Genomic DNA, 18,838 nt, shown 5'->3' with positions numbered 1-18,838 from the left:
TATTCCCTGGAACTATGTTCGTTTTCGCGCATTTATCGTATCCGCGAACGCCATTGCCAACCCAACTGCCAGCCCGGCGATATGTGCGCCATTGGCCATCGACATCCCAAACAAATCAAACCATCCGGCGACGATCCAAATCAGCGCGAAAATAATCAACCCCCGCTGCAGGTAGATCCCACTTTGCGGATCGCGCTCGCCACGCAGCCAGACGTAGCCCATCAGCGCATAAACGACGCCGGAAAGCCCGCCGAACCACGGGCCGCTAAACTTATGCTGTACATATCCGCTCAGCAGGGCGCTGATGACCGTAATCACAATCAGTTTGCCGCTGCCTAAACGTTTTTCAACCGCACCGCCAAGATACCACCACCACAGCAGGTTGAAGAGGATATGCATCAGCGAAAAGTGCATGAAGGCGTGAGTGAAGTAGCGCCAGACGTCAAACTGTAATGACGGGTCAAACGGCCAGGCCAGCCACACCATCACGGTTTGATCGCCAACGATATTCATGACGATAAACACCAGAATGCAGGCCGCCATAATCAGCCAGGTGACCGGGCCGGCACGCTCACGCAGTGTGGCAATAAACGGGAAGCGGCGATAATGAAGTCCACTGCCGGTATGACCGGACTGCCAGCTGGCCGCGAGATAGCGCGGATCGCCGGGATTCTCCAGAAAACGCGCCAGCTCCGCATGCACACGTTCGGCCTGCGTTTCATCCGCCAGCCAGACATCGCTTTGATGATGTTGTTGAATGGTCAGGATAACGCCCTGCGTCGCCATGTAATCAACAAAGGCCTGCGCCACGCGGGGGTTAGCAAAAGAGGTAATCATCAACATGGTTGCTGTCGCTTAATCCATACAAAAGAGGACAGTATATATACCCTTCTTATTTCAAGCTGCATCTTTGTTGGCTACAAAGACGAACCGTATGTCACTTCTGCAGGGAAATGGCGATGCCAGGCGTCAAATCCGCCGTCTACGCTGTAGACCGCGTCATAGCCTTGCTGGAGCAAATATTGCGCCGCGCCTTTGCTGCTGTTGCCGTGGTAGCACATGACTATAACCGCCGTATCGAAATCATGATCGCGCATAAACGAGCCCAGCGTGTCGTTCGTCAGGTGAAATGCCTGGGGAGCATGACCCATCGCAAAACTTTGTGGATCGCGAATATCCACCAGTACCGCCGCGCCCTGATGCAGCTTCTGGTGCGCTTCTTCAACATTAATACATTCAAACTGATCCATACATTCTCTTCTTTATATCGTGCAGGTGAAACGTTTTCGGCATTTTACCCGTTAGTGTACGTCCCCATGGGAGTGAAACGCCATAATGTTATATGTATCACTGTAAATTGTTTATTCGATGTTACCAATGACACGTTTCTTTGCTATTATGCTCGATAACGAACATTTATGAGCTATAACGAAAGTGCAAGAGGGCAGCATGGAAACCAAAGATCTGATTGTGATAGGGGGAGGCATCAACGGTGCCGGTATCGCGGCAGATGCCGCTGGACGCGGTTTATCCGTGCTGATGCTGGAAGCGCAAGATCTTGCGTGTGCGACCTCCTCTGCCAGTTCTAAACTCATCCACGGTGGCTTGCGCTACCTGGAACACTACGAATTCCGGCTGGTGAGCGAAGCGCTGGCTGAACGCGAAGTGCTGCTGAAAATGGCACCGCATATCGCTTTCCCGATGCGCTTTCGTCTGCCGCATCGCCCGCACCTGCGTCCGGCATGGATGATTCGCATTGGTCTGTTTATGTACGATCATTTGGGCAAACGCACCAGCCTGCCGGGTTCTGCCGGTTTGCGTTTTGGCGCAGAGTCTGTACTGAAACCGGAAATTGTGCGCGGTTTCGAATATTCCGATTGCTGGGTAGACGATGCGCGTCTGGTACTGGCCAATGCCCAGATGGTGGTGCGTAAAGGGGGGGAAGTGCTAACCCGTACTCGCGCAACCTCTGCGCGTCGCGAAAACGGTCTGTGGATCGTCGAAGCCGAAGATATCGATACCGGTAAGACATTCACCTGGCAGGCGCGTGGGCTGGTCAACGCCACGGGTCCGTGGGTAAAAGAATTTTTCGACGAAGGCATGCATCTGCCTTCGCCATACGGTATTCGCCTGATCAAAGGCAGCCACATCGTGGTGCCGCGCGTCCATACCCAGAAACAGGCTTATATCCTGCAAAACGAAGATAAACGCATTGTGTTTGTTATTCCGTGGATGGATGAATTCTCAATCATCGGCACCACCGACGTCGAATACAAAGGCGACCCAAAAGCGGTAAAAATCGACGAAAGCGAAATCAATTACCTGTTGAAAGTGTACAACGCGCACTTCAAGAAACAGCTTGGTCGCGACGATATCGTCTGGACCTATTCTGGTGTGCGTCCGCTTTGCGACGACGAGTCGGATTCACCGCAGGCCATCACCCGCGATTACACGCTGGATATTCATGATGAAAACGGTAAAGCGCCGCTGCTTTCTGTCTTCGGCGGTAAGTTAACCACCTACCGTAAGCTCGCCGAGCACGCGATGGAGAAACTGTCGTCGTACTATCAGGGCATTGGTCCGGCATGGACCAAAGACTGCGTGCTGCCAGGCGGTGAAATCGGTGGCGATCGCGAAGACTACGCGGCGAAACTGCGCCGTCGCTATCCGTTCCTGACAGAATCGCTGGCGCGCCACTATTCGCGCACCTACGGCAGCAACACGGAGTGGATTCTGGGTGAAGCCACGACGATCGCTGACCTGGGCGAAGACTTCGGCCATGAATTCTACGAAGCAGAGCTGAAATATCTGGTAGATCACGAATGGGTTCGCCGCGCGGACGATGCGCTGTGGCGTCGTACGAAAGAAGGCATGTGGCTCAACGCCGAACAGCAGTCCCGCATGACCCAGTGGCTGGCGGAGTACGTCGAGAAACATCAGCTTTCACTGGCGTCTTAAATAATATTACGCCCGATAGACACGCGCTACCGGGCGTTTTATTACTTTCAGAGTGACTTCATTTTCCGTTTCCGCGCTTGTCCAAGCGCATCTGCAGTTCGTAATGCAGCAAGTACCGCTTCAGGCGTAATTTCGCAGGGTTCATTATGCATCGTTTCTCCCACCTGACAGGCTGCCTGTGCCACTGCCAGTAGCTCTTTATCGTTGACGTCAGCCAGACCAATATCTGCCAGCGTTATCGGTAGCCCCACGTCCTCACAGAACTGATAGACCTCTTCGACAAGTTCAGGCGCCCTGTCGGTTAACACCAGCATTGCCAACGTACCAAAGGCCACTTTTTCACCATGCCAGTACTGATGTGTTGCGGGAAGTACGGTTAAACCATTATGAATAGCATGCGCTGCCGCCAGTCCTCCACTTTCAAAACCGAGCCCGGATAACAGCGTATTGGCTTCAATCACATGTTCCAGCGCTGGCGTAACCTGGTGCTGCTCACAGGCCAGCTTTGCCATACGACCGTAGCGAATCAATGTGTTGTAACAGAAACGGGCCAGCTCAAAAGCCGTCATAGGGCCTGGACGGGATGTCATATTCCCGGCCCCTTTTATCCGACAATCCTCGGCTTCAAACCATGTCGCCAACGCATCCCCCATTCCGGAGATTAAGAAACGCACTGGCGCGGCGGCAATAATGGCGCTGTCCACCAACACCAACGTGGGATTACGGGGGATCATCAGATAGCGTTTGAATTGACCTTCCTGTGTATAGATGACGACTAATGAGCTGCAGGGGCATCCGTTGAGGCAAGCGTGGGAACGACGGCAATAGGAAGACGCAAGCTTGCCCCTGTCGCTTTGGCGGTATCTAATGTTTTTCCACCGCCCATACCCACAATAACATCCGCCCCGACTTGCTGCGCACGCGCAGAAATTCTGGCGATCTCTTCATCACTGCATTCGCTATTGAAAACCTCAATTTCAAAATCAAGCACGCCGTGAAGTGCCGACGCGAGCGTATCCTGATATCTCTCGTAAACCACAGGATCTTGTAAAATAAGCGCTTTATGCCCTAAAGAGGCGAGTTCCTGAGGCAGATGCGTTGTCAATGCGCCCTTTCCCTGAACATAGCGAGACGGAAATATTGCCGTTGTGACCATTCAAATTCTCCTTACCAGTAAAGTTCAATATACAGAACATAGATTCTATATAGGGAATTTATTGCAAGATCCTCGACGTACACAACTCACAAATCAGTAGAAAGCGTCATCCTGTGAAGAGTGACACACTTTTGATGCTTCCCCGGAAAACTGGCCTGCTTTTAGCAATGAAACGTGATTCTGCGGTTTTTGCAGCAGGATATGAAGCAAATCACAAAACATAACCTTGCTGAGAATATGGAATTGACGCTCAAAATTTATCCCCTCATAGTATTTGTATACAGAACAATAGTTCTATATACAGAACAAATTACTTCTACTATTAAGGGATGCGCTAATGAGCATTGAACTCGATAAACCGACTACGCGAGGACGCTGGCTACATATCATTCCAGCCACCATCCTCGTTTATATCGTGGCTTACATGGACAGGACGAACATCGCGATTGGGATTGCGGGAGGGATGGAAGAAGACCTGGGGATGACCGCCTCGTTTGCTGGTCTGGTCGCCGGTATTTTCTTTATTGGTTATATCTTTTTGCAAATCCCCGGAGGTCAAATTGCAGAACGATTCAGCGCCAAGAAATTAATCGCCTGGACCATCGTCGCATGGGGCGGCTTCGCGCTGCTGACCGGTTTTGTCCAGACACCGACCCAGTTGCTGATTATCCGCTTTATCCTTGGCGTCGCGGAGGGTGCAGTCTATCCCGCAATCCTCGCACTGATTGGTCACTGGTTTCCCAATGAAGAACGCGCAAGGGCGATTGCCTATTTCCAGATGAACCTTGCCGTAGCGTCGATCATCACCGGCCCACTTTCCGGTTGGCTGATTGAAACCTATGGCTGGCGAGAAATGTTCGTCATCGAGGGTTTACTCTCACTCGGCCTGCTGTTCGTCTGGTTGCCTTTGGTTTCTGACCATCCTCACCAGGCCAAATGGCTGGATCCTAAAGAGCGCGCCTGGATCGAACAGAAATTGCAGGCCGATCGCGCGCTGACGATCGGGGGTGAGGTAAGCAGCATCCGCAATGTTCTGCGCAGCATTAACTTGTGGAAGCTGATCGGCATCTACTTCTTCGTGCAGGTCGGTTTCTACGGCTTCGCCCTCTGGATGCCAAACCTGATTAAACACCTGACCGGCAGCGGAATGACTATCGTCGGCTTGCTGACGGCGGCACCGTACATTTTGTGCATCGTCGGTCAGTACTACATTGCCAAATGGTGCGACAAAACCATGAATCGCCGCCTCTACACGGCAATTCCGTTGCTGGGCTTTGCCGCCTGTCTCGCACTCTCCCTGCTGTTGAAAGATAACGTCTGGCTGGCGTACGGCATGATGGTCATCTGCGGCTTCTTCCTGCAGGCCTATGCGGGGCCGTTCTGGACATTACCACCATTACTCTTCGCTCCCAACGTGCTGGGCGGCGTACGCGGCACCATCAACGCATTAGGCAACATCGGCGGCTTTATTGGCCCTTATCTGGTGGGCTTGTTAACCGTCACGTTCTCACAAACGGCGGGGATGACGGTGCTGGTGGCCGCACTCCTCATCGCCGTCGCGCTGCTGTTCAGTTTACCTTCGGTGACTGCCCGTCCTGCAGGCAGTAGCAACCCTCATCATGCATCGGCGCCTGAGACGTCGCTCAAACAAGAAGGAATCGCCAAATGAGTCAGAAATGCCAACACGCCCGTGACCTGTGGTCACAACTGGACGCCCTGCGTCTGGGGATGAATTACACCAAAGAAGATGTCAATAAACTGCAGGTTCTGGTGGATGATTGCTACGGCGAAAGTCATCCCGGCAGCTTTCATCTTAATCATCTGGGCGATGAAGCCGTCTTAGGCATTCACGAAAGCGGCGGTCGTGCCGTTCGTCACCACGTGACCGATATTTGTGATGGTTGGGGTCAGGGTCATGACGGGATGAACTATATCTTAGCCTCCCGCGAGGCTATCGCGAACATGGTCGAAATTCATGCCTCCGTCGTGCCATACGATGCCGGTATCTTGATCTCCAGTTGTGATAAATCGATCCCGGCGCATCTGATCGCCGCTGCGCGCCTGAATCTACCGATGCTGCATATCCCCGGCGGCTCTATGCGTCCGGCGCCGAATATGAGCACGTCCGATCTCGGTGGCATTACCGCCAAACTCAAGAAAGGCGAGATCGGCATCCAGCAGGTGGAGGCCATGCAGCAGTGCGGTTGTCCGACGGCAGGCGCTTGCCAGTTTATGGGCACCGCCAGCACGATGCAGTGCATGTCTGAAGCGCTGGGCCTTGCCTTACCGGGAAGCGCGTTACTGCCCTCCACACTGGCGGAAATTCGTCGCATCGCGCGGAGCGCCGGTCATCAGGCGCTATATCTGGCAGAGAAAAATATCACGACGCATAAGATTCTCACGCCTGCCGCGTTTGAAAACGCCATTAAGGTCCATGCCGCCATCGGAGGCAGCACCAACGCCATGATCCATCTCCCGGCGATCGCCCATGAGCTGGGTTGGGAACTGAAACCTGAACTGTTTGACCAGATAAACAATGAGATCCCTTACCTCACCAATATTCAACCCAGCGGCCAGTATGTGACAGAAATGATGTGGTTCGCGGGCGGCGTGCCGATGGTGCAATGGTATCTTCGCGACTATCTGGATCTGGATGTCCTGACGGTGACTGGCCGGACGCTGGGTGAAAACCTGGAGATGCTCCATCAGTCCGGTTTCTTTACCCGCAACCACGGTTATCTGAGTAATTATCGGGTCAGCCCGGAAGAGGTGATTCGTAAGCCGGAAAACGCCACCAAGAAAGGGTCGATTGCCGTTCTAAAAGGCAATATCGCACCAGAAGGCGCAGTCATTAAATATGCCGCCTGCGCGCCAGATATGCACCACCATACCGGCCCTGCGCGCGTCTTCAATTCGGAAGAAGATGCCCAGCAAGCCATTATTCATAACCACATCGAACCGGGTGATGTCATTTTTATCCGCTACGAAGGGGCTAAAGGATCGGGAGCACCGGAAATGCTCATGACCACAGACGCGATTGTTTACGACAAACGACTTGATGGCAAAGTCGCCCTGATTACCGATGGTCGTTTCTCCGGCGCGACCAGCGGCCCTTGCGTCGGCCATGTTTCACCGGAAGCCGCTGATGGCGGTCCCATTGCGCTTGTCGAAGACGGCGACCTCATCGAAATGGACGTTAAAGGGCGCAAGCTCAACATTGTTGGCATTCACGGGGAGTACAAAACAGAAGAAGAAATTCAGCACTGTCTTGAACGCCGTCGGACAAACTGGACAAAACCGGATTATTCAAACCGACGCGGCGTCTTTAAGCAATTTACGACCAACGCAACCTCATTAATGGCGGGAGCCTGGATTAAATAACGTCCCTGGTGGGCGGCATTATCGCCAGCCCACCTGCTTTTAAGGATAAACTCATTATGCAAACAGAAAAATTCAACGGTGTCTTTCCGCCTGTTCCGACCATTGTTAATGCCCAGGGGAAATTAGATAAGAAAGGGATGGCGACCTTACTTGACCATCTTATTGCGAACGAGGTTAACGGTGTATTATTGCTTGGCAGCGGCGGTGAGTTCTGCCATATGACAAAAGAGCAGCGTCTGGAAGCCGCTGAGTTTTGTGTTCAACATATCAATCATCGAATTCCCGTGCTGTTAGGGATCAGCAGCACCAGCACGCAAGACGTCATTGATTACGGTCGACATGCTGACAGTCTGGAAGTCGATGCCGTCCTGGTTCTCAATCCTTATTATGCACGGCTGACTGATGATTATATTTATCACCATTTCAAAACTGTCGCCGAAAGTATCAAAACACCGGTTATTCTCTATAACTTTCCGGCGCTTACCGGCCAGGATCTCAGCATTGATTTAATTACCCGGCTGGCACATGACATTCCCAATATCATCGGTATAAAAGATACCGTGGATAACATTAGCCATATTCGCGAAATCATCAATACTGTACGACCGGTTCGCCCTGACTTTGTTATTTTCTCGGGTTACGATGAATATATGATGGACACGTTGATCATGGGGGGAAATGGCGGGATCCCTGCGACCGCTAACTTTGCTCCGCAGTTAACCTGTGGAATTTATCGTGCCTGGTGCGAAAAAGAGTATGAGACGCTGTTTCGCCTGCAACGCCGACTGTCTGCGTTATCAACCATTTACAGTCTGGATACGCCTTTCTTCGGGATCATCAAAAAAGCCATCCAACTCAGCGGCATTGATATCCCGGTTGAGGTTATGCCGCCAGTGCAACCGGCAAGCGAGGCGCATATCGCCAGCCTGAAAAAGGTTTTACAGCGCGCCGGGTTGTAACCCTCATCAGCGGGCTTAGCGCCCGCCTTTTCTTTGTGCAGCGAAAAGACTAGCGCAACATCGACGACAGACGACGACTGGCATCCATCATCTGCATGGCAAGCGCTTCTCGTTTATCATCCGGGATCTGGAACGCGACGCCCGACACGCTCAAGGCCGCCACTACCTTCCCTTCGGCATTAAATATGGGCACAGCGATGCAACGAACGCCTAAAGAATCTTCTTCGTTATCATAACCCCAGCCGCGCTGACGGATCCCGGCCAATTCCTGCTTCAGGATATTCACATCGGTAATTGTCGTTTCGGTATAGCGCGTCAGAACCTGATCGGGCGGCAGCAACTCATCCAGCTCTTCCGGATTAAGCCAGGCAATCAACACTTTCCCCAGACCCGAACTATGCAGCGAAAGGCGCTTGCCCTCCCAACTGCGGATCACAATTGCCTGTGGGCTTTCCAGCTTGAGAAGATAAATAGGAGAGTCGCCTTCAAGCACGCCAAGATGACAGGTTAAACCCGTCGCATTGCGAATTTCTTCCAGGACGGGCAGCGCTATTTTTTTAATATCGTACTGTTCTGCGGCTTTATTCCCTAATTCGTAGAGACGTAGCCCCAGATAATATTTGTCTTTTTCCTGACGCAATAAGCCATGCGCAACCATGCCCGTCAGTAAAGAGGAGGTACTGCTTTTTGCGATTCCCGAATTTTGATGAATTTGCGTGAACGTCGCGCCATCGCATTCCATCAGATAAGCGAAGACGCGCATAATTTTGTCGAGGGCGGGAATCGATGTTGTGATTTTTTTCATAACTTTATCAATTAATTATAATTAATTCCTCGGACACTATACACCAGCAGACGGTTGTTATTCCATATCAATGCGCAATCACCGCGCACAAAAAAGGAGCCCGAAGGCTCCTTTTTTAACATGACGACTTACAACCGCACCGGATCAATATGCCAGATGTGGTCAGCATACTCCTTGATGGTCCTGTCAGAGGAGAAGTAGCCCATGTTGGCGATATTGAGCATCGCTTTGGCGGTCCACTCTTCCGGACGGCCATACAACTCATCCACCTTGTCCTGACAATCGACATAGCTGCGATAGTCCGCCAGCACCTGATAGTGATCGCCGAAGTTGATCAGTGAATCCACCAGATCACGATAACGCCCAGGCTCTTCCGGACTGAACATGCCGCTGCCGATTTGTGTCAGCACCTGATGCAGTTCCTCATCTTTATCGTAATATTCACGCGGTTTATAGCCCTGCCTGCGCAGTTCTTCGACCTCTTCCGCCGTGTTACCAAAAATAAAGATGTTCTCTTCGCCAACGTGTTCCAGCATCTCCACATTCGCCCCGTCCAGCGTACCGATAGTCAACGCGCCGTTGAGTGCGAACTTCATGTTACTGGTGCCGGAGGCTTCCGTCCCTGCCAGCGAAATCTGCTCAGACAGATCCGCCGCCGGAATGATCAGCTGCGCCAGGCTCACGCTGTAGTTGGGGATAAACACGATCTTCAGCTTATCGCCAATCTGTGGATCGTTATTGATGACCTTCGCAACGTCATTAATCAAGTGAATGATGTGCTTCGCCATGTAATAGGCCGATGCGGCCTTACCGGCAAAAATATTCACCCGCGGCACCCACTGCGCATCCGGATTGGCCTTGATGCGGTTGTAGCGCGTAATCACGTGCAGCACATTCATTAACTGACGCTTGTACTCATGAATGCGCTTGATCTGGACATCAAACAGCGCTTTCGGATTCACCACCACATTGAGTTGCTGCGCGATATAGTTTGCCAGCCGCTTTTTGTTTTCCAGCTTCGCCTGACGTACCGCATGATTGACCAACGGGAAATCGCAGTGCTGTTCGAGTTCATGCAGTTGGCTCAGATCGGTACGCCATGTGCGACCAATATTCTCATCCAGAACACCGGAAAGCGACGGGTTCGCCAGCGCCAGCCAGCGACGCGGCGTCACACCATTCGTCACGTTGCAGAAACGGGTCGGGAAAATGGTCGCAAAATCCGCGAACAGCGACTGAACCATCAGGTTAGAGTGCAATTCGGAAACGCCATTCACCTTATGACTCACGACGACCGCCAGCCACGCCATACGTACACGGCGACCGTTTGACTCGTCAATGATCGACGCGCGTCCCAGCAGACCGGTATCGTTCGGATACTGCTCCTGCAACGTTTTCAGGAAGTAGTCGTTAATTTCAAAGATGATCTGCAGGTGGCGCGGCAGGATTTTACCCAGCATATCCACCGGCCAGGTTTCCAGCGCTTCGCTCATCAGCGTGTGGTTCGTGTAGGAAAAGACCTGGCAGCACACTTCAAACGCGTCGTCCCAAGTGAACTGATGTTCATCGATCAGCAGGCGCATCAGCTCCGGGATCGACAGCACCGGGTGCGTGTCATTCAGGTGAATGGCAATCTTATCCGCGAGGTTGTCGTAGGTTTTGTGCAACTGATAGTGACGACTCAGGATATCCTGCACCGTCGAGGAGACCAGGAAATACTCCTGACGCAGACGCAGTTCGCGCCCGGAGTAGGTGGAGTCATCCGGATACAGCACGCGCGACACGTTCTCGGAGTGGTTTTTATCTTCCACAGCGGCGAAGTAATCGCCCTGATTGAATTTACCGAGGTTGATTTCGCTGCTGGCCTGCGCATTCCACAGACGCAGCGTATTGGTGGCGTCAGTATCATAACCTGGGATAATCTGATCGTACGCGACCGCGAGGATCTCTTCGGTTTCAATCCAGCGCGTTTTCTTGCCTTCCTGCTGAATACGGCCGCCAAAACGGACTTTGTAACGCGTGTTATGGCGTTTAAATTCCCACGGGTTACCGTATTCCAGCCAGTAATCGGGAGACTCTTTCTGTCGCCCATCGACGATGTTCTGCTTGAACATCCCGTAGTCGTAGCGGATACCATAGCCGCGCCCCGGCAACCCTAAGGTTGCCAGCGAATCCAGGAAACAGGCAGCCAGCCGCCCGAGACCGCCGTTACCGAGACCTGGGTCGTTTTCTTCATCGATGAGTTCTTCAAGATCTAAGCCCATCGCCTCCAGCGCGCCCTGGACATCGTCATAAATCCCCAACGATAGCAGCGCATTGGAAAGGGTACGTCCAATCAGGAACTCCATCGACAGGTAATAAACCTGGCGGGTTTCCTGTGACAGTTGGGCACGGTTAGAACGCAGCCAGCGCTCCACAAGACGATCGCGCACCGCAAACAGCGTCGCGTTCAGCCATTCATGCTTATTGGCAATAACCGGGTCTTTACCAATCGTGAACATCAGCTTGTAAGCGATAGAGTGCTTAAGTGCTTCTACGCTCAGCGTCGGCGATGCATAGGTAAATGGAGCATTCATAATGATGATTCCTGAATATCTATTTCAAGCGATAGTAAAGCTCGCGGTATGACTTCGCCGCGACTTGCCAGCTAAAATCCATCGCCATCGCTTGCCGTTGCACAAACCGCCAGAGCGAAGGTCGAGACCACAGCACGAAAGCGCGCCGGATAGCCCGCAGCAGGGACCAGGCGTTGCTGTCCTCAAACACAAACCCGCTGGCGATGCCGTCGGCAAGGTTTTCCAGCGAACTGTCGGACACCGTATCTGCCAGTCCACCGGTACGTCGTACCAGCGGCAGCGTGCCGTACTTCAGCCCGTAGAGCTGCGTTAATCCACACGGCTCAAAGCGGCTCGGCACCAGAATGACGTCCGCGCCGCCCATGATGCGGTGCGAAAACGCTTCATGATAGCCAATCTGCACGCCGACCTGGCCTGGGTATTCGGCGGCAGCGGCAAGGAAGCCTTCCTGCAACACCGGATCGCCCGCCCCCAGCAGCGCCAGTTGTCCACCTTGCTCCAGCAGACCCGGCAGCGCCTCCAGCACCAGGTCCAGCCCTTTCTGGCTGGTCAGGCGACTGACGACGGCAAACAGCGGAACCTTATCATTCACCTTCAGTCCCATCGCGATCTGCAACTGGCGCTTGTTTTCCGCCTTCTCTTCCAGCGAATCACGCGTATAGCGCGACGCCAGCAACAGATCCGTCTCCGGGCTCCAGATTTTCTCATCCACCCCATTCAGAACACCAGAAAGACGCCCTTCACGATGGCGCTGTTGCAGCAGCCCTTCCATACCGTAGGCAAACTGCGGCTCGGTGATCTCCCGCGCGTAGGTTGGGCTGACCGCCGTGATATGGTCGGCGTAGTACAGACCGGCCTTCAGGAATGAAATCTGACCGTTAAACTCCAGACCATGCATGTTAAAGAACGACCATGGCAGTTGGATGTCATTCATGTGTTGTGCATAAAACATGCCCTGATACGCCAGGTTGTGCACAGTAAACACCGATTTTGCCGGACGTCCGCGCGCGGCCAGATACGCAGGCGCCAGGCCAGCATGCCAGTCGTGCGCATGCACCACATCCGGGCGCCAGAATGGATCAAGCCCACAGGCCATTTCACAGCCTACCCATCCCAGCAGTGCAAAACGCAGCACGTTATCGGTGTAGGCAAACAGGTTCGTATCGTGATACGGACTCCCTGGACGATCGTAGAGATGCGGGGCATCAATCAGGTAAATCCCCACACCGTTGTAATGACCAAACAGCAGGCTAATCCTGCCCGCGAACGTGTCGCGGCGGGTGACCACTTGCGCATCCGTGATGCCTCGACGAATGTCGGGAAACGCGGGCAGCAGAACGCGGGCATCCACACCATCCGCGATTTGCGCTGCCGGCAACGCGCCAATCACATCTGCCAGACCCCCTGTTTTCAACAGGGGAAACATCTCCGAACATACATGTAAAACCTGCATTCTCACTCCTGTTTGACCTGCAGTTTGCGCAGCATTTCGCGCGTCACCAGCACAATGCCTTCCTCAGAACGGTAGAAGCGACGGGCATCTTCTTCCGCATTTTCGCCAATCACCATGCCTTCAGGGATAACGCAGGCGCGATCGATAATGCAGCGGCGCAAGCGACATGAGCGGCCAACCCAGACTTCAGGTAACAACACTGCCGAATCAATATTACAGAATGAATTCACCCGCACGCGCGGGAACAGAACGGACTGCACCACCACTGAACCCGAAATAATACAACCGCCGGAAACCAGCGAGTTCAGCGTCATGCCGTGACTACCCGAACGGTCCTGCACAAATTTCGCCGGCGGCAACGATTCCATGTGGGTGCGAATCGGCCAGTTCTGATCGTACATATCCAGCTCCGGAGTCACGGATGCCAGATCGAGGTTCGCTTTCCAGTACGCTTCCAGCGTTCCGACATCACGCCAGTACGGCTCAGACTCTGGATCCGACTGAACGCAGGACAACGGGAAGGGATGTGCATAAGCCATGCCAGCTTTGGTGACTGTCGGAATGATATCTTTGCCGAAGTCATGACTTGAGCCGTCGTCGCCGTCATCCTTTTCCAGCAACTCATAGAGGTAATCGGCATCAAAAATGTAGATCCCCATGCTGGCGAGGGATTTTGTGGCATCGCCTGGCATCGCGGGTGGGTTCGCCGGTTTTTCAACGAACTCAATGATCTTCTCGTTTTCATCGACCGCCATCACGCCAAACGCGCTGGCCTCTTCGATAGGCACCGGCATACAGGCCACGGTGCAGCGCGCGCCTTTCTCGACGTGGTCGATCAGCATGCGCGAATAATCTTGCTTATAGATATGGTCACCCGCCAGGATCACCACATATTCCGCCTTATAGCGACGGATGATATCGAGGTTTTGCGTCACCGCGTCTGCCGTGCCGCGATACCAGTTTTCGCCCTGCATTCTTTGCTGGGCAGGCAGCAAATCGACGAACTCATTCATCTCCTCGCTGAAGAATGACCAACCACGCTGAATATGCTGTACCAGAGTGTGAGACTGATATTGCGTGATGACGCCAATACGGCGGATCCCGGAGTTAATACAGTTGGATAACGCAAAATCGATAATACGAAACTTACCACCAAAGTGAACGGCCGGTTTTGCACGTTTGTTGGTTAAATCCTTCAGACGAGTGCCTCGTCCTCCCGCCAGAATCAGGGCAACCGATTTCAACGGCAACTGGCGCGCCAACATTAAACGGTCATTCTTATCTAAACTCACCATGACTAACTCCTTTTTGATCATCTCTGGAACACACACAGTCCGTGCGCAGGTCCCGGCCAGACAGCCGTAATTACCGGATTATCCTCTCCGGCAAACGGGGGAACAGCGCGCCATTCCCCTTCAGGTAAAACAATTTCAGCGGTATCAAGCGCGGCATTGATGGCAATAAGAAAACGGTCCGACAGCAGGATTTGCATCTGCATTGACCCGTATTGCCATTCATCCGCACTCAGTGGTTGTGCGTAGCGATTAAGCCAGCGCACGTTGCCATCGCCCTCTTCCCACCAATGGTCTCCCACCAGCGCCGGGATTTGCTGACGCAATTTGATTAATGCGGCGGTAAAATCGATTAATCCCCCGCTCGCCTGCGACCAGTCCAGCCAGGTCAACGCGTTGTCCTGGCAGTAGGCGTTGTTGTTGCCATGCTGACTGTGTCCGTGTTCATCACCGGCCAGCAACATGGGCGTTCCCTGAGAAAGTAAAAGCGTCGTCAGCAACGCATGAATGCTGTCGCGGCGACGTTCGACGACCTCCAGAGTGCCGCCTAATCCTTCTTTACCATGATTATTGCTATGGTTATTGTCGGTTCCGTCCCGATTTTCCTCTCCGTTTGCCTCATTGTGTTTCTGATTGAAACAAACGCAGTCTCTGAGCGTAAAACCGTCATGTGCGGTGACCAGATTGACGGAAGCGGAAGGGCTGCGCCCATCACGCTTAAACACGTCGCTGGAGGCCGCAAAGCGCCCCGCAAACTCGCCGAGCGACACATTGCGCTGTAGCCAGAAGCGGCGTGACGCATCGCGAAAATGATCGTTCCACTCCGCGAACGGCGCGGGGAAATTCCCCACCTGATACCCACCGGCCCCGATATCCCATGGTTCAGCGATAAGCTTAACGCCGGACAGCACCGGACACTGTTTGATGGCGGTGAACAGCGGCGCATCCTGGCGAAACGCCGGCGTGCGCCCCATCACCGGTGCCAGGTCAAAACGAAACCCATCGACGTGGCAGGTTTCAACCCAGTAGCGCAGGCATTCAAGGGCATATTCCACCACGCCAGGATGGCTGAGATTGAGCGTGTTACCGCAACCGGTCCAGTTGTGATAATCACCGTCCTCTCTGATCCAATAATAGCTACGGTTGTCGATTCCGCGCAGGGAGATGAGCGGACCGTCCAGATCCAGCTCAGCGCTGTGGTTGAGCACTATATCGAGAATGACCTCAATGCCTGCTTTGTGCAGCGCCTTAACGGCATCGCGAAATTCATCCAGCGCCGTCTCTGGCGAGCAGGCATAGGCTGGATGCAGCGCAAACAACGCGACGGGGTTGTAGCCCCAATAGTTCGACAACCCCAGCCGTTGTAAACGCGGTTCACTGGCGAAATGCACGACGGGCAGCAATTCCAGCGCGGTAATCCCCAAATGCTTCAGGTAGTTGATCATCACCGGATGACCGAGCGCGTTGTACGTGCCGCGAATCTCCTCCGGGATCTCCGGATGCAGGTACGTTAACCCTTTGACATGCGCTTCATAGATGACGGTATTGCCCCACGGCGTGCGCGGCGGGGCATCGTCTTCCCAGTCATAGCGATCGGCTGTCACCACGCACTTCGGCGCAATGGCGGCGTTATCGCGATGATCCGGCTGGTCATAACCCGCATGCATCAGCGGGTCATCTTTCAGGTCGCCCTCTACGCGACGCGCGCAGGGATCAATCAGCAGCTTAGCCGGATTAAACCAGTGACCCTGCGCTGGCTGCCACGGCCCATGTACACGGTAGCCATAACGCAGACCGGGACGGGCGTCGGCCAGATAGCCGTGCCAGACATCTCCGGTGCGCGCTGGCAGGTCGTAGCGCTGCTCATTGCCCGACGCGTCAAACACACACAGCTCAACGCGCTCGGCATGAGCGGAAAAGAGCGTGAAATTCACGCCATGTCCGTCATACGTTGCGCCATGCGGTGTGGCGTTGCCGGCAACCAATTGCGTCATTCCGCCTCCCGAACCAGCCAGATTGTCGACAGCGGTGGCAGCGTCAGACTCAGGGATTGCGGGCGTCCGTGGCTGGAAATCTCATCGGTATGGACCGCCCCACCGTTCCCGGCATTGCTGCCGTGGTAGTGCATCGAGTCGGTATTGAGAATTTCACGCCATTTGCCCGGCTGATTGACGCCAAAGCGGTAACCGTGACGCGGCACCGGCGTGAAGTTACTGACGACGATAATTTCATTCCCGACCTTATCGCGACGGACAAACGCCAGTACTGACCGTTCGTTGTCATCCACCACCAGCCATTCGAAGCCGTAGGAATCAAAGTCGAGTTCATGCAACGCTTTGTGATGACGATAGGTCAGGTTGAGGTCACGCACCAGGCGCTGCACGCCGTGGTGCCAGTTGTCACCGCCCTCAAGCAGGTGCCAGTCGAGGCTGGCATCGTGATTCCACTCACGCCCCTGAGCGAATTCGTTGCCCATGAACAGCAGTTTTTTACCCGGGAAAGCCCACATCCAGCCGTAATAGGCGCGCAGGTTGGCAAATTTTTGCCACGCATCGCCAGGCATACGGTCGAGAATCGATTTCTTACCGTGCACCACTTCATCGTGCGACAGCGGCAGAACAAAGTTTTCGGTGTAGTTGTAGAGCATGCCGAACGTCAGCTTATCATGATGATATTGACGAAAAATCGGATCCAGCTTCATGTAGTCGAGAGTGTCGTGCATCCAGCCGAGGTTCCACTTGTACCAGAAACCCAGACCGCCCATATCCTGGGGACGAGAGACGCCGGCAAAATCCGTCGACTCTTCCGCCATGCTCACCGCCCCCGGCACCTGTTCACCGAGAATGCGGTTGGTGTTACGTAAAAATTCAATCGCTTCCAGGTTTTCGCGACCGCCGAATTCATTCGGGATCCACTCGCCCTCTTTGCGACTGTAATCGCGATAAATCATCGACGCCACGGCATCCACGCGCAGGGCGTCAATACCAAAGCGTTCAATCCAGTACAGGGCGTTGCCCACCAGATAGTTACTGACTTCACGACGACCATAGTTATAGATCAGCGTGTTCCAGTCCTGGTGATACCCTTCGCGCGGGTCGCTATGCTCGTACAGTTTGGTGCCATCGAACTCCGCGAGAGCAAAATCATCCGACGGAAAGTGGCCCGGCACCCAGTCAAGGATCACGTTCAGACCCGCCTGATGCGCAGCGTTCACGAAATAACGGAAATCATCGCGCGTGCCAAAACGACGCGTTGGCGCATAAAGACCGGTAGGCTGATAACCCCAACTGCCGTCAAACGGATGCTCATTCACCGGCAGCAGTTCGAGATGGGTAAAGCCCATCCATTTCACGTATGGGATGAGCTGGTCAGCCAGCTCGCGATAGCTCAGCCAGAAGTTGTTGTCGGTATGGCGACGCCACGAGCCAAGATGCACTTCATAGATGGAGATTGGCGCGTCAAACTGGTTCGCTTTTTTGCGTGCCTCGGTCTGTTCCACTTTTTCGGGCAGACCGCAAATGAGCGAGGCCGTTTCCGGACGCATCTGTGCTTCAAAGGCGTAAGGGTCGGCTTTAACCCGCAGGTTGCCGTTGGCGTCGATCATCTCATATTTGTAGAGCTGACCGTGCTGTGCGCCGGGGATAAACAGTTCCCAGATGCCGCTTTCTTTGCGCAGACGCATCGGGTGACGACGACCATCCCAGAAGTTAAATTGTCCGACAACTGAAACACGACGGGCGTTCGGCGCCCAGACGGAGAAACGGGTTCCCGTGACGCCATCCATGGTGTCCGCATGCGCACCCAGGGTTTCATAGGGACGCAAATGGGTGCCTTCCGACAGCAGCCAGGCATCCATATCCTGAATCAGAGGACCAAAACGGTAGGGATCATCAATCAGATTTTGCTGGCCGTGCCAGACAACGGCGAGCTGGTAGCGAAAAGGATTTTTACGACGAGGTAATACACCGCTGAAAAAACCGCGTGAGTCGAGGCAGTCCAGTTTGCCGACTTTGCGCCCGGTTTTAGGTTCGATCACCCACACTTCAGTGGCATCAGGTAAAAGCGCGCGGACTTCAAGTCCGGCTGGGGTTTGGTGCATACCGAGTACGGAAAAAGGATCCGCAAAATGACCGGCAATTAGCGCATTAATCACGTCTCTATCGATACGATCGGACATGGTTTTCATCCTGTTTTTTGGTGTCACTCCTCCAACTGATGTTTGATATCAGTCAGCGACACTTTTTTTGACCTGAACGGC

At 53.8% G+C, this 18,838-nt stretch carries 12 protein-coding genes and 1 pseudogene; 4 read left to right on the top strand and 9 right to left on the bottom strand.

The genetic code is table 11. The features are described 5' to 3' along the window. Positions 1 to 12: 12 nt before the first annotated feature. Positions 13 to 843, bottom strand: a complete 831-nt coding sequence (gene glpG / locus AL479_RS10660; protein ID WP_061076067.1) for a rhomboid family intramembrane serine protease GlpG — start codon at positions 841 to 843, stop codon at positions 13 to 15. A 74-nt stretch (positions 844 to 917) separates the two neighbouring features. Then, entirely contained in the window at positions 918 to 1,250 is a 333-nt protein-coding gene (glpE, locus tag AL479_RS10655; RefSeq protein ID WP_061076066.1) for a thiosulfate sulfurtransferase GlpE, read from the bottom strand. Positions 1,251 to 1,449: 199 nt separating this feature from the next. On the opposite strand from glpE, the gene glpD reads away from it, so the two are divergent. Continuing rightward, positions 1,450 to 2,958 carry a glycerol-3-phosphate dehydrogenase gene (glpD, locus tag AL479_RS10650; protein ID WP_061076065.1) on the top strand — a complete coding sequence of 503 codons (1,509 nt, stop codon included), beginning with the start codon at positions 1,450 to 1,452 and terminating at the stop codon, positions 2,956 to 2,958. Positions 2,959 to 3,005: 47 nt separating this feature from the next. Here glpD and AL479_RS10645 read toward each other — a convergent pair. Beyond that, positions 3,006 to 4,114, bottom strand: a pseudogene (locus tag AL479_RS10645) (glycerol dehydrogenase). A gap of 337 nt (positions 4,115 to 4,451) precedes the next feature. On the opposite strand from AL479_RS10645, the gene AL479_RS10640 reads away from it, so the two are divergent. The 3 genes from AL479_RS10640 to AL479_RS10630 are packed head-to-tail and all read left to right on the top strand — an operon-like array spanning position 4,452 to position 8,454. Beyond that, positions 4,452 to 5,783, top strand: a complete 1,332-nt coding sequence (locus AL479_RS10640) for an MFS transporter (protein WP_061076064.1) — start codon at positions 4,452 to 4,454, stop codon at positions 5,781 to 5,783. Beyond that, positions 5,780 to 7,495: a dihydroxy-acid dehydratase gene (gene ilvD, locus AL479_RS10635; RefSeq protein WP_061076063.1), complete on the top strand. Its 1,716-nt coding sequence runs from the start codon at positions 5,780 to 5,782 to the stop codon at positions 7,493 to 7,495. The genes AL479_RS10640 and ilvD overlap by 4 nt, the downstream gene beginning before the upstream one ends. Positions 7,496 to 7,548: 53 nt before the next feature. Then, a complete protein-coding gene (locus AL479_RS10630) occupies positions 7,549 to 8,454 on the top strand; it encodes a dihydrodipicolinate synthase family protein (RefSeq protein ID WP_061077962.1) in 906 nt (301 codons plus the stop codon). 49 nt (positions 8,455 to 8,503) lie between these two features. On the opposite strand, the gene AL479_RS10625 is transcribed toward AL479_RS10630, so the two are convergent. The 6 genes from AL479_RS10625 to glgB all read right to left on the bottom strand — a co-directional run bounded on the left by AL479_RS10625 (position 8,504) and on the right by glgB (position 18,757). Further along, positions 8,504 to 9,259 (bottom strand): IclR family transcriptional regulator, encoded by a 756-nt coding sequence (locus tag AL479_RS10625; RefSeq protein WP_061076062.1) that lies wholly within the window; start codon positions 9,257 to 9,259, stop codon positions 8,504 to 8,506. Between the two features lie 128 nt (positions 9,260 to 9,387). Beyond that, positions 9,388 to 11,835 (bottom strand): glycogen phosphorylase, encoded by a 2,448-nt coding sequence (gene glgP / locus AL479_RS10620; protein ID WP_061076061.1) that lies wholly within the window; start codon positions 11,833 to 11,835, stop codon positions 9,388 to 9,390. Positions 11,836 to 11,854: 19 nt separating this feature from the next. Next, positions 11,855 to 13,288 (bottom strand): glycogen synthase GlgA, encoded by a 1,434-nt coding sequence (gene glgA, locus AL479_RS10615; protein ID WP_061076060.1) that lies wholly within the window; start codon positions 13,286 to 13,288, stop codon positions 11,855 to 11,857. Between the two features lie 2 nt (positions 13,289 to 13,290). Then, positions 13,291 to 14,583, bottom strand: coding sequence for a glucose-1-phosphate adenylyltransferase (glgC, locus tag AL479_RS10610; RefSeq protein WP_061076059.1), 1,293 nt, complete (start codon positions 14,581 to 14,583; stop codon positions 13,291 to 13,293). A 17-nt stretch (positions 14,584 to 14,600) separates the two neighbouring features. Beyond that, positions 14,601 to 16,574: a glycogen debranching protein GlgX gene (glgX, locus tag AL479_RS10605; protein ID WP_061076058.1), complete on the bottom strand. Its 1,974-nt coding sequence runs from the start codon at positions 16,572 to 16,574 to the stop codon at positions 14,601 to 14,603. Further along, positions 16,571 to 18,757 carry a 1,4-alpha-glucan branching enzyme gene (gene glgB / locus AL479_RS10600; RefSeq protein ID WP_061076057.1) on the bottom strand — a complete coding sequence of 729 codons (2,187 nt, stop codon included), beginning with the start codon at positions 18,755 to 18,757 and terminating at the stop codon, positions 16,571 to 16,573. The genes glgX and glgB overlap by 4 nt, the downstream gene beginning before the upstream one ends. Between the last annotated feature and the right edge of the window lie 81 nt (positions 18,758 to 18,838).

The organism is Citrobacter amalonaticus, assembly GCF_001559075.2.
Taxonomy (GTDB): Bacteria; Pseudomonadota; Gammaproteobacteria; order Enterobacterales; family Enterobacteriaceae; genus Citrobacter_A; species Citrobacter_A amalonaticus_F.
The sequence above is the reverse complement of the archived record's forward strand: the minus strand, read 5'-3'. Positions and strand labels throughout refer to the sequence as shown.